Source organism: Bacillus sp. LLTC93 (assembly GCF_002993125.1).
Classification (GTDB): Bacteria; Bacillota; Bacilli; order Bacillales; family Bacillaceae; genus Bacillus; species Bacillus zhangzhouensis.
The window spans coordinates 703,771-716,000 of sequence record NZ_PVME01000001.1 but is presented as its reverse complement, the minus strand read 5'-3'; the positions used below and the strand labels follow the sequence as shown (position 1 = coordinate 716,000).

Sequence of the window (12,230 nt, the reverse complement as noted above, 5' to 3'; positions counted from 1 at the left end):
TAGAAAGGGGTGAGATAGAATGGATGGTGGTATGGGTTCAATCATTATGATTGTTGTCATGTTTGCTGTGCTTTACTTCTTGTTAATCCGTCCACAGCAAAAGCAACAAAAAGCTGTGCGTCAGATGCAGCAATCTTTATCAAAAGGCGATAAAATCGTTACAATCGGTGGTTTACACGGTGAAATCGACTCAATTGATGAATCAAAAGTGGTCATCAAAACAAGCGAAAACAACCGTTTAACTTTCGACCGTCGTGCTATTAGAGAATTAGCTGACAAAGGCTAATCCTCCAATACATAGCCATAAAAAAAGAGCGAATCATATCGCTCTTTTTTTATTTGCCTCGGAGATTGACCCCAATCATTCCCCCTAGCATACATATCCCCAAAAAGGCAGCATGATAGATGAATTGCTCTGGTGAAAAGGTTTTCCCAAACCCTAAATACTGAAATAAGAATACAGTAAGAGAAAAGATAAAAGAAGTGATAGCACCAATAAGCCAGCCACGTTCCTTTGCTTTCCCCCCAGAAATGATCCCTCCTAAAAAAAATGCCACGAAGGACAAAATCATAATCATCCATTTAAACGATGATTCCTGCATACTTGTAAAGGTAAGCATGAGTGATACAAGTAAGCTTGTGACAATCATCACGACAAAAATGGCAATTAAGCCAGATAAAATGCCTCTTCCTATTTGTTTCGTTTCCTGCATGTGATTCGTCTCCTCTCCAATTGACCGAAGCTTGTCTTTTACTAAAATGTATTCACGACGAAGAAAAAATAGACATGTTTCTCACAATAAAAACAGAGGCTTTCTTTTCTACATAAATAAAGTGTTTTGACACAAGCTATGTTGGAGAAGGAGGGTTTGCATCACATGCAGGACATCTTAATCATCTCCATGAGAACGGTCATTTTATATTTCCTCATTTGGTTTATCTTTCGTTTAATGGGAAAGAGAGAGATTGGAGAACTTAGTATTTTAGATCTTGTCATTTTTATGATGATCGCTGAAATTGCGGTGCTGGCGATAGAAGAAGTAGAGGATCATATGTTACATACGGTATGGCCGATCCTGCTGTTAACCTTCATTCAAATCACACTTGCCTACCTCTCGTTAAAGTTTCAAGGGGTTCGGCGCTTTCTCGACGGCAAGCCAACCTTGATCATCATCAATGGGAAAATAGACGAGGGTGCGATGAGAAAACAGCGATACAATTTTGATGATCTGCTTATTCAATTAAGAGAAAATAACATCGACAGTATTCAGGATGTCTCATACGCCATCTTAGAGCCATCAGGAAAACTTGCCGTTGTCGAAAAAGAAAATAAGGACACACATGCCGCGCTTGAGCTTCCTCTTATTGCAGACGGTATTGTGCAGCATGACCACCTAAAGCAAATTAATCAAAATGAACAGTGGCTGAAAGATGAGCTTGCCAAAAGAGGCTATCATGACCTTGACCAAATCTCCTACTGTAGCTTTAACCAAAAGACTTTTTATATTGATTTGAAAGATGAAGTGATCAAGAAGAGATGAGCTAAAGCAGCTTCCCGATAAATGGGATGCGGCGCAGCTCTTCTCGTTTCACTAACCCAAGACAGATTAATAGAATGACATACAAGATGCATGTGACAAAGATCAGCATCACAAGCTCAAGTGGGGCAGAAAAGAGTCCGGTGACTTGAGACTTCAGCCATAAGCTGACAGCTCCTGTGCCTATGATCACAAGGACGCATATACCATATTCCTTCATTGGTAAATGAATAGGCAGAACCTTTCCAACAGTTGCCGCATGGAGCAATGTGACAAGGACGATGCCGATCAATATCGCAAGTGCTGCGCCCATAATGCCAAAGCTCGGCTGGGAAGCAAGGACGAAGATCATCCCTGTTTTCACAACAGCACCTATCAGGCTATTGGTCATGGCTGCACCAGCTAAATTCAATGCTTGAAGGACAGCTTGAAGCGGACCTTGAAAATAATATAGCAGAAAAAATGGTGCCATGAATTTCACATAGATGGCCGCATGCGATGAACCATACATGAAGAGTGTTAAATCTTCTGCATAAACGAAAAGAATAATACATGAAATTCCTCCGCTGAGTAAACAAAGGCGCATCGCCTGCTTCAGCCGGTATTCCACCGTTTTGCGTTTGTTCTGCTCCATTCCTTCACTAATCGCCGGGACTAGTGCGGTGGAGAGTGAATACGTAATAAAACTAGGTAGTGTCAAAAGGGTCAGCGCAAGACCGGTCAACTCACCATACTGTCTTGTCGCTTCAACAGCTGCATATCCAGCAATGGCAAGGCTTTGCGCGACAACAATCGGCTCTAAAAACCACGAAATATTGCCGATGAAACGGCTGCCTGTCGTTGGCAGGGCAATACTCATTAGCTGTTTAAATGTGTCCTTCCCGTCATGAATCGCCTTGAAAAATCGTTTTCGAATACGGATGGTTTTTTTATAACGGAAGGCGATCAGTAAGTAAGCAAGTGAAATCATCTCTCCAATAACAGATGAAATCATGGCACCGGCTGCCGCATATTCAATCCCATAAGGAAGGAAAGCCGTTGTACATACCGCCACAAGAGAAATTCTTGCGACCTGTTCCAGCACTTGAGATATCGCAAGTGGACTCATCTGCTGTCTTCCTTGGAAATATCCTCTTAATACACTGGAGATGGCGATGACTGGTACGACTGGTGTAATGGCAAGCAGTGGATAGACCGTTCTAGGATCTGTCAGCATATTTTCCGCCATAATGGGTGCAAACCATAAAAAGAGCGGTGTGAAAATAAGGCTGAGTGTTCCTGTTATCGCAAGGGACATAACCAGAATGCGTTTTGTTTTCTGTTTGTCACCTCGGGTTTCTGCTTCTGCGACAAGCTTACTGATGGCGACAGGCAGTCCGAATTGTGTCAGCGTCACAGCTAGAAAAAAGGTAGGTGCAGCCATCATATAAAGCCCGACCCCTTCTTCACCAATGAACCGTGCGATGACAATTCGATTGACAAAACCCAATATTCTCGTGATAAAACCTGCTAAAATTAAAATAATTGTCCCTTTTAAAAACGTTTGCTTCGTCAAATCAAAGATCACCTGCCTTCTCAAACGACATAGAATCATATACAATAAGATATGCGTGTATATCGTCCAAGCATGACAAGTCTCTCGATAAAAAACTGAAAAGGGGGAGCCTCACATTGACACAACATCCGGCTGCTATATACAAAGACCATTTAAAGCCTTTTCTGTTCAGTAAGCTTGAAGAATTCATCGTTTTGGGCTATAAAGATGTAGATTTAGAGGAATTATGGTCATACTTAGAGAATAAGAAGTGGAAGAAAAAACAAGAGTATCCGATTCATGAAATGGTTGCAGATATTTTATCTGTGAAAATTGGCGAATTTATGAACTATGCAACCGTTCAGTCGTTTAAAACGTCTGCTTTTTTGGACAGTGAAGATGGCAAGAATATGCTAGATGAACTGTTGAAATAAGCCATCTAAATGGATTCAGGTGTTTAAGGAGGAAATACATAATGAAAAAAGGGCGCATTCTTGCGTTTTTCTTAGTGGTTCTGTTAATTGGAACTGTTGTGGGCTTATTGACAAAGCCTGTTGCAAAAGATATGACGCTAGGGCTGGACTTGCAGGGTGGATTTGAAGTCCTATATGATGTACACCCAGTGAAAAAAGAGGACAAGATCACAAATAGCGTTCTCGTCAGTACAGTGGAGGCTTTAAACCGTAGAGCCAACGTGCTTGGTGTAAGTGAGCCAAACATCTCAATTGAAGGCAACAACCGTATCCGCGTGCAGCTTGCGGGGGTAAAAGATCAAAACAGGGCAAGGGAGATTCTTTCGACTGAAGCGCAGCTTTCCTTCAGAGATACGAATGATAAAGAGCTCCTAAACGGCTCCGATCTTGTAGAAAACAGTGCAAAACAAACATTCAATCAAACGAATGAGCCGATTGTCACTGTCAAACTAAAGGATGCGAAAAAATTTGGTGACGTGACAAGAAAAGTAGCGGCCATGGCACCGAATAACCAGCTTGTCATTTGGCTTGATTACAATAAAGGAGATTCTTTCAAAAAAGAAGTCTCAAAATCAGACCACAAGTATGTGTCTGCACCGAATGTAAACCAAGAGATTAACAGCAGTGACGTACAAATTGAAGGAAGCTTTACTGTCCAAGAGGCAAAGGACCTCGCAAGCATTTTAAATGCCGGGGCATTGCCAGTAAAATTAACTGAAAAATATTCAACATCTGTGAGTGCGCAGTTTGGTGAACAAGCGCTGAACGAAACCGTATTCGCAGGAATTGTAGGAATCGCATTTATCTTCTTATTCATGCTGCTTTATTACCGAATACCTGGTCTTATTGCTGTCATTACACTTTCAGCCTATATCTATATTACCTTGCAAGTGTTCGACTGGATGGGTGCGGTTATGACACTACCTGGAATTGCAGCACTGATTCTTGGGGTAGGGATGGCTGTTGATGCCAACATTATCACTTATGAACGGATCAAAGAGGAGCTTAAGCTCGGTAAATCTGTTCGTTCTGCTTTCAGGTCAGGGAACCGCAGATCATTTGCGACCATCTTTGATGCGAACTTAACGAGTATTATTGCTGGTGGGGTTCTGTTCTTCTTCGGGACAAGCTCTGTTAAAGGATTTGCAACGATGCTGATCCTATCCATTCTAACAAGCTTTATCACGGCTGTATTCCTATCAAGATTCCTTCTTGGACTCCTTGTTGAAAGCCGCTTCCTTGACCGTAAGAAAGGCTGGTTTGGTGTCCGCGAAAAAGACATCATGAATATTCACGAAACAACAGAAAATACCGAACCAAAAACGCCTTTTGATAAATGGGATTTCGTCAGCAAACGGAAAGGCTTTATGATTTTCTCAGCGACGATCACCATTGCTGGTATCATTGTACTTTCTATTTTCAAACTCAATGCGGGTATTGATTTTGCAAGTGGTACAAGAGTAGATATCCAAAGCGATCACAAGCTGTCAACTGAGCAAGTGGAGCAAGACTTTAAAAAGTTAGATCTTGAGACAGACAGTGTCGTGTTATCAGGGCAAAAAGAAAATCAGGCAGCTGCTCGATTTGTTGGCGTGCCGAATAAAGAAAAGATCGCTGAAGTGAAAGATTACTTCAAAGATAAATATGGCACAGAACCAAACGTCAGTACCGTGTCTCCTACTGTCGGAAAAGAACTTGCCCGTAATGCATTATACGCCGTCATCATTGCTTCAATCGGAATCATTTTATATGTCTCTGTCCGTTTTGAATATAAAATGGCGATTGCAGCGATTATCTCTCTGCTATACGACGCATTCTTTATTGTGGCCTTCTTTAGTATTACGCGTTTAGAGGTAGATGTCACCTTCATTGCGGCGATACTCACGGTCATCGGATACTCGATCAATGACACGATCGTGACCTTCGACAGGGTTCGTGAACAAATGAAAAAACGCAAACCGAAAACAATTGAAGATTTATCGTATATTGTGAACTTAAGTTTACAGCAAACCTTTACACGATCTGTCAACACAGTGCTTACCGTACTTGTTGTTGTTGTCGCACTGCTCATCTTTGGATCAGCGTCTATTACAAACTTCTCCATCGCCTTACTTGTCGGCTTATTAACAGGGGTGTACTCATCTCTTTATATTGCGGCGCAAATTTGGCTTATGTGGAAAGGCCGCGAGCTGAAAAAGCCGGCTAAAATAGACACAGAACAAGATATTTAATCTAGAAAGACTGTCTTCTTGGCAGTCTTTTTTTCATACATCATCCGTATATTTCACAAGAATAAGACGATTTGAAAAACATTTCGAGTTTCATTGATCTTGAAATGGTCTTTTGCTATAATGACATACGTTTAGATCAGTACAGAAAGCAAGTGTCCATATGAGGCATTTGGCTTTATTCATTGGAGGGGCTGTTATGAAGGTTCGGGAAACTGAACTGCCAGGTATCGGTCACAAAGCCGAAATGATCACAAGAAATAACGAGAAGCTTGCCATCATTACACATGATGACGGCAGAAGAGAAATGTATCATTTTCAAGAGGACGACCATGAAGAATGTATTTCTGGCATCTTGCTAAACGATGAAGAAGCAAGACAAATCGCGGCTATTTTGGGCGGCATGGTATATAAGCCAAAAGCGCTTGAAACAGTTGAGGTAGCAATTGATGAACTGATGATTGAATGGTTTAAGATTGAAAAGAACGCACCAGCTGTTCAGCAGACAATCGGAGACCTCAATGTTCGCCAAAATGATCAAGTAACAGTCATCGCCATTGTGAGAAAGTCACATGAGAAGATTTTAAATCCAGGGTCAGATACGGTCATTGAAGAAGGGGACACCCTTGTCATATCTGGAGAAAGAAAAGAATTAAAGAACTTTATTAAAGAAAAACTCAGCAGCTAATCGTGCCCGTGCTGATAGATTTTCTCCCGCTATTTTCTTTCTGTGTTTAAGAAGGACAAGAAAGAGGGAAGAATAAAAGAAAAAGCTTGGGGGATATGTAGATGAATAAACAACAATGGACCATCATACTCGCATTTATTTTCGTATTAATTGTCTCAGTATTTGCCGTGATCAATGTGCGGCCTGTGCAAGTAGACTACTTATTTGGAACGGCTGAATGGCCATTGATCCTTGTCATTATTGGATCTGTTCTCATGGGCGGACTGATTGTGGCGTTTGCGGGAATTTTCCAAATCGTGAAACTGAAACGAGAACTAAAGGCATTAAAAGCTGAGCGTGCAGCCGTTACGCCTGCACCTAGTGTTTCTACTAAAAAGGTAGACAAAGACGTTCAAAAGAAATCAAATGTCACGCCTTTAAAAGAACAGCCAGCGTCTTTTGACCGGAAGGAAAAATAATCTTCCAGCACAATTTCATAAAATAAAAATTGAAACCCCTCAGGCCACTCTAGTATAATAGTGTGGTTGAGGGGTGAATTTATGTTATTATCCAAAATGCGCTGGGAATATGAACATCCAAGCGAAGAAAAAGTGAAATCACTCTCTGAAAATCTGAATATTTCAGCGCTGACTGCATCACTTCTTATAAAAAGAGGACTTGAAGAAGTAGAAGAAGCGAGGTCTTTTTTATTTGATCAAAAAGCTGAATTTCATGATCCATTCTTATTAAAGGGAATGAAAGAAGCAGTAGAGCGCATCAACAAAGCGATCGAAGAACAGGAATCGATTGTGATCTTCGGAGATTATGATGCGGATGGTGTGACAAGTACCTCTGTGCTTTTACATACATTAAAAGAGCGATCTGCAAAGGTAGACTTTTATATTCCAGATCGATTTAAAGAAGGCTATGGGCCTAACGAACAGGCTTTTCGATATATCAAAGAGCAAGGAGCATCGCTTGTCATCACAGTCGATACAGGCATTGCTGCTGTGAATGAAGCGCGTATTGCAAAAGAAATAGGATTAGACCTGATCATCACAGATCACCATGAACCAGGTGATGAGCTGCCTGAGGCGCTTGCGATCGTCCATCCAAAGCAGCCGGGCTGTGAGTATCCATTTAAAGAACTCGCCGGTGTTGGTGTTGCGTTTAAGGTAGCGCATGCACTGCTTGGTAAACTGCCAGTTCAGCTATTAGATCTTGCTGCAATTGGTACAATCGCGGATCTCGTCCCGCTCCATGATGAAAATAGATGGCTCGCCAAAAAAGGGCTCATGCAGCTACGCCAGTCTAAAAGACCGGGGCTAAAAGCGTTAATGAAAGAAGCTGGAGCCACTCTCGAAGAAGCAAACGAGGAAACGGTCGGCTTTCAAATTGCTCCAAGGCTGAATGCTGTAGGGCGAATTGAGCAGGCAGATCCGGCTGTTCATCTTCTGATGACAGAGGATATGGAGGAAGCAGAAGAGCTCGCTCGTTTTGTACAAGAACTCAACAAAGAACGACAAAAAATCGTAAGTACAATCACGGAAGAAGCCATTCAAATGGTCGAAGAGATGGACGTTGACCAGTCTGCGATCGTTGTCGCCAAGGCTGGCTGGAACCCAGGCGTTGTCGGAATTGTTGCCTCTAAATTGACGGACACATTTTCTCGTCCGGCAATTGTGCTGGGGATAGATGAAGACACGCAAATGGCAAAAGGATCCGCACGGAGTATTCCAGGCTTTGATCTGTTTTTCCATTTGAGCAAATGCCGCGACATCCTGCCGCATTTCGGCGGGCACCCTATGGCAGCAGGTATGACACTTAAAGCGGATGATGTTCCTTTACTAAGGGAAAGATTGAATCAATATGCAAATGAAACGTTGACAGAAGAAGATTTTATTCCGATTCAACGGGTCGATGCAGTGTGCAAAGTAGACGAAATTACGGTTCAAGCGATTGAGGAAGTGGGGATGCTGTCACCATTTGGCATGCACAATCCTAAGCCGTTTATTATGATTGAAGATGCCAAGCTCGAAGACATCCGAACGATTGGGGCAAATCATCATCACATTAAAATGTCTCTGAAAGATGAAGACAAGTTACTCGACTGTGTCGGTTTTCACCAAGGTAAATTAAAAGAAGAGGTCGTCCCGGGAAGCCGCATTTCCGTGATTGGTGAGATGTCAATTAATGAATGGAATAACCGGAAGAAGCCTCAGCTCATGCTAAAAGATGCCCGGGTAGATGAATGGCAGCTGTTTGATTTACGCGGGAAAAAGGATTGGGAAAAGAAAATTTCGACGCTTGATCCAGAAAAATATCTTGTTTTCTGTTTCGATGAAGAAACAAAAGATGAAGTGAATATCCCGGTTCATCATGTACATGCAGAAAATATTTCAACGTTTGATGTACAAGATAAGTATGTGGTTTTTGCAGATGTTCCTGCAGATGAGCACTTGCTTAAGCTGCTTTTAGAAAATCAAAAACCAGCCAGAATTTATACGGTCTTTCAAAGAAAAGAAGATCACTTTATGTCTTCTTTCCCTAGTCGTGACCAATTCAAATGGTTTTATGGATTCTTGTTAAAACAGGAAAGTTTTCCTCTCAAAGAACGAGGGATGGAGCTTGCCAAGCATAGAGGTTGGACAAAAGATACAATCATTTTTATGACAAAGGTGTTTTTTGAACTCGGTTTTGTTAAAATAGAGGATGGTGTGCTGTCAATAGTAGTTGATGCCCCTAAAAAAGATTTAACCGCATCAGCGTCCTATACAGCAAAACAACGATTGATGGAACTCGATCAAACACTAACATATTCCTCAGCCAAAGAGCTGAAGGAATGGCTGAACAGCATGATGAGCGAAGTCTCACCGGTGCTTTGACGTACGAGGAGGAAAAGGAAAAGATGGATTTAAAACAATATGTGACAGTTGTACCTGACTACCCAAAGGAAGGTGTACAATTTAAAGATATTACAACATTAATGGATAAAGGCGAAGTGTACCGTTATGCAACGGATCAAATTGTTGAATACGCGAAGGAAAGAGACATTGATCTCATTGTTGGACCTGAAGCGCGTGGATTCATTATTGGCTGTCCTGTAGCATACGCGCTTGGTATAGGATTTGCACCCGTTCGTAAAGAAGGGAAGCTTCCTCGTGAAGTCATTAAAGTCGATTACGGCTTAGAATACGGTAAAGATGTATTAACGATTCATAAAGATGCGATTCGTCCTGGTCAGCGTGTACTGATTACAGATGACTTACTTGCGACTGGTGGAACGATTGAAGCGTCCATTAAGCTTGTAGAGGAATTAGGCGGCGTTGTGGCAGGGATTGCATTCTTAATTGAGCTGACGTATCTTGATGGCAGAAAGAAGCTTGACGGTTACGATATCTTAACGTTAATGCAATACTAATGGAGTTTTACGAAAAAAGCACTCAGTAAGAAGGGTGCTTTTTTCCTATCAAAAACCTTTTAGCGGACTTCTTCTCTTTACATCTATCGATTTTTTCTTGATAATAAACTACAATACAGTTTTCATTTAAAAAGGTGATTCCATGGCGAACGAACAAGTTTTAACGGCGCAGCAGGTCATTGATAAGGCAAGAGAATACCTGTCCGCTGAACATATTCAATTTATAGAGCGAGCATATGAATATGCTGAGAATGCACACAAGGAGCAATACCGGAAATCTGGTGAGCCCTATATTATCCATCCAATTCAAGTGGCGGGTATTCTTGTGGACCTTGAAATGGACCCATCGACCATTGCGGGCGGCTTCCTGCACGATGTCGTCGAGGATACAGATGTGACATTACAGGATTTACAAGAGCATTTTAACGAAGAAGTGGCGATGCTTGTTGATGGTGTAACAAAGCTCGGGAAGATTAAGTATAAATCACAAGAAGAACAGCAGGCCGAAAACCACCGAAAAATGTTCGTGGCAATGGCGCAGGATATTCGCGTGATCTTGATTAAGCTGGCAGACCGTCTTCACAATATGAGAACGCTCAAACACCTCCCACAGGAAAAGCAGCGAAGAATTTCAAATGAAACACTTGAAATCTTTGCACCGCTTGCGCACAGATTAGGGATTTCAAAGATTAAGTGGGAGCTTGAAGATACAGCACTCCGCTATTTAAATCCGCAGCAATATTACCGGATTGTGAATCTTATGAAGCGAAAAAGAGCTGAACGTGAGGAATACTTGGACGAGGTTGTCAATGAAGTAAAAGACCGCGTGTCTGAAGTGAACATCAAGGCTGAATTTTCCGGCAGACCAAAACATATCTATAGTATTTATCGCAAAATGGTCATGCAAAATAAGCAGTTTAATGAAATTTATGATTTGCTGGCAGTTCGTATTTTGGTCGACAGTATTAAAGACTGCTATGCAGTTCTCGGTATTATTCATACATGCTGGAAGCCGATGCCAGGGAGATTTAAGGACTATATTGCGATGCCAAAGCCGAACATGTACCAATCCCTTCATACAACCGTGATTGGTCCAAAAGGTGATCCGCTTGAAGTCCAGATCCGGACATTTGAAATGCATGAAATTGCAGAATACGGGATTGCGGCACACTGGGCATACAAAGAAGGAAAAGAGTCAGCAGAATCAACGGAAGAAGCCGTATTCCAAAAGAAGCTGTCTTGGTTCAGAGAAATTCTTGAGTTCCAAAATGAATCCACAGATGCAGAAGAATTTATGGAATCGTTAAAGATCGATCTCTTTTCTGATATGGTGTTTGTATTTACACCGAAAGGAGACGTGATTGAACTGCCGTCTGGTTCAGTTCCAATTGACTTCTCTTACCGGATTCACTCGGAAATTGGGAATAAAACAATTGGCGCCAAAGTCAACGGCAAGATGGTCACGCTTGATCATAAACTGAAAACAGGTGACATTATTGAAATTCTGACATCAAAGCATAGCTATGGACCAAGTCAGGATTGGGTCAAACTTGCCCAAACCTCCCAAGCGAAGCACAAGATCAGACAGTTTTTCAAAAAACAGCGCCGTGAAGAAAATGTCGAAAAAGGCCGAGAGCTCATTGAAAAAGAAATCAAAAACCTTGAGTTTGATGTCAAAGAGATTCTCACAGCTGAAAACCTGCAAAAAGTAGCCGATAAATTTAATTTTTCAAACGAAGAGGACATGTATGCGGCCGTTGGATATAACGGTATTACTGCACTTCAGGTAGCGAATCGTTTAACAGAAAAAGAAAGAAAACAAAGAGATCAAGAAGAACAAGAGAAAACCGTCCAAGAAGTGACGGTGGAGTCAAAGCCGTATCACGGGAAAAAACGTGAAGCCGGCGTAAGAGTCAAGGGGATTGATAACCTGCTTGTTCGTTTATCGAAGTGCTGTAATCCTGTTCCAGGTGATAGCATTGTTGGTTTTATTACAAAAGGCCGAGGTGTATCTGTTCACCGTGAGGACTGTCCGAACGTGAAGACAGGGGAAGCGCAAGAACGGTTAATTCCGGTAGAGTGGGAGCATGAACAGCCTGCTCGAAACCGTAAAGAATACAATGTGGAAATCGAGATATTAGGATATGATAGACGCGGCTTACTCAATGAGGTGCTTCAAGCAGTCAATGAGACGAAAACAAACATTTCCTCTGTTTCTGGAAAGTCTGATCGTAACAAAGTGGCGACGATTCATATGGCGATCTTTATCCAAAATATCAATCATTTGCATAAAGTAGTGGAACGCATCAAACAAATCAAAGACATTTACTCTGTTCGCCGATTTATGAATTAGAAAGGAAGTATATCGT

At 41.7% G+C, this 12,230-nt stretch carries 11 protein-coding genes; 9 read left to right on the top strand and 2 right to left on the bottom strand.

Features of this window, described 5'->3' with window-relative positions:
• Nucleotides 1-19: 19 nt before the first annotated feature.
• Entirely contained in the window at nt 20-286 is a 267-nt protein-coding gene (gene yajC, locus C6W18_RS03865) for a preprotein translocase subunit YajC (RefSeq protein ID WP_008360993.1), read from the top strand.
• Nucleotides 287-335: 49 nt separating this feature from the next.
• Here yajC and C6W18_RS03860 read toward each other — a convergent pair whose 3' ends face one another.
• On the bottom strand, nt 336-713 hold the full coding sequence (locus C6W18_RS03860; protein ID WP_034321320.1) for a TIGR04086 family membrane protein: 378 nt from the start codon (nt 711-713) through the stop codon (nt 336-338).
• Between the two features lie 165 nt (nt 714-878).
• Between C6W18_RS03860 and C6W18_RS03855 the strand changes: the two genes are divergently transcribed.
• Nucleotides 879-1,541, top strand: a complete 663-nt coding sequence (locus C6W18_RS03855; RefSeq protein WP_034321323.1) for a DUF421 domain-containing protein — start codon at nt 879-881, stop codon at nt 1,539-1,541.
• Between the two features lies 1 nt (nt 1,542).
• Here C6W18_RS03855 and spoVB read toward each other — a convergent pair whose 3' ends face one another.
• Entirely contained in the window at nt 1,543-3,093 is a 1,551-nt protein-coding gene (spoVB, locus tag C6W18_RS03850; RefSeq protein WP_105926059.1) for a stage V sporulation protein B, read from the bottom strand.
• A gap of 116 nt (nt 3,094-3,209) precedes the next feature.
• Here spoVB and C6W18_RS03845 point away from each other — a divergent pair, with 116 nt between their 5' ends.
• The 7 genes from C6W18_RS03845 to C6W18_RS03815 all read left to right on the top strand — a co-directional run bounded on the left by C6W18_RS03845 (nt 3,210) and on the right by C6W18_RS03815 (nt 12,214).
• Nucleotides 3,210-3,506 (top strand): post-transcriptional regulator, encoded by a 297-nt coding sequence (locus tag C6W18_RS03845; protein WP_003216788.1) that lies wholly within the window; start codon nt 3,210-3,212, stop codon nt 3,504-3,506.
• Nucleotides 3,507-3,547: 41 nt separating this feature from the next.
• Nucleotides 3,548-5,776 carry a protein translocase subunit SecDF gene (secDF, locus tag C6W18_RS03840; RefSeq protein WP_105926057.1) on the top strand — a complete coding sequence of 743 codons (2,229 nt, stop codon included), beginning with the start codon at nt 3,548-3,550 and terminating at the stop codon, nt 5,774-5,776.
• Between the two features lie 196 nt (nt 5,777-5,972).
• Nucleotides 5,973-6,461: a cation:proton antiporter regulatory subunit gene (locus C6W18_RS03835; protein ID WP_105926055.1), complete on the top strand. Its 489-nt coding sequence runs from the start codon at nt 5,973-5,975 to the stop codon at nt 6,459-6,461.
• 101 nt (nt 6,462-6,562) lie between these two features.
• A complete protein-coding gene (locus C6W18_RS03830) occupies nt 6,563-6,919 on the top strand; it encodes a LapA family protein (RefSeq protein WP_105926053.1) in 357 nt (118 codons plus the stop codon).
• A gap of 81 nt (nt 6,920-7,000) precedes the next feature.
• Nucleotides 7,001-9,325, top strand: coding sequence for a single-stranded-DNA-specific exonuclease RecJ (gene recJ, locus C6W18_RS03825; protein WP_105926051.1), 2,325 nt, complete (start codon nt 7,001-7,003; stop codon nt 9,323-9,325).
• 23 nt (nt 9,326-9,348) lie between these two features.
• Complete coding sequence (locus C6W18_RS03820) at nt 9,349-9,861, top strand: adenine phosphoribosyltransferase (protein WP_034321337.1); 513 nt, start codon at nt 9,349-9,351, stop codon at nt 9,859-9,861.
• Nucleotides 9,862-10,003: 142 nt separating this feature from the next.
• Nucleotides 10,004-12,214, top strand: coding sequence for a RelA/SpoT family protein (locus C6W18_RS03815; RefSeq protein WP_034321339.1), 2,211 nt, complete (start codon nt 10,004-10,006; stop codon nt 12,212-12,214).
• The last annotated feature ends 16 nt before the right edge of the window (nt 12,215-12,230 follow it).

Coding starts and splice junctions, on each gene's coding strand:
- yajC (WP_008360993.1), top strand. CDS start 20: ATGGATGGTGGTATGGGTTCAATCATTATGATTGTTGTCATGTTTGCT.
- C6W18_RS03860 (WP_034321320.1), bottom strand. CDS start 713: ATGCAGGAAACGAAACAAATAGGAAGAGGCATTTTATCTGGCTTAATT.
- C6W18_RS03855 (WP_034321323.1), top strand. CDS start 879: ATGCAGGACATCTTAATCATCTCCATGAGAACGGTCATTTTATATTTC.
- secDF (WP_105926057.1), top strand. CDS start 3,548: ATGAAAAAAGGGCGCATTCTTGCGTTTTTCTTAGTGGTTCTGTTAATT.
- C6W18_RS03835 (WP_105926055.1), top strand. CDS start 5,973: ATGAAGGTTCGGGAAACTGAACTGCCAGGTATCGGTCACAAAGCCGAA.
- C6W18_RS03830 (WP_105926053.1), top strand. CDS start 6,563: ATGAATAAACAACAATGGACCATCATACTCGCATTTATTTTCGTATTA.
- recJ (WP_105926051.1), top strand. CDS start 7,001: ATGTTATTATCCAAAATGCGCTGGGAATATGAACATCCAAGCGAAGAA.
- C6W18_RS03820 (WP_034321337.1), top strand. CDS start 9,349: ATGGATTTAAAACAATATGTGACAGTTGTACCTGACTACCCAAAGGAA.
- C6W18_RS03815 (WP_034321339.1), top strand. CDS start 10,004: ATGGCGAACGAACAAGTTTTAACGGCGCAGCAGGTCATTGATAAGGCA.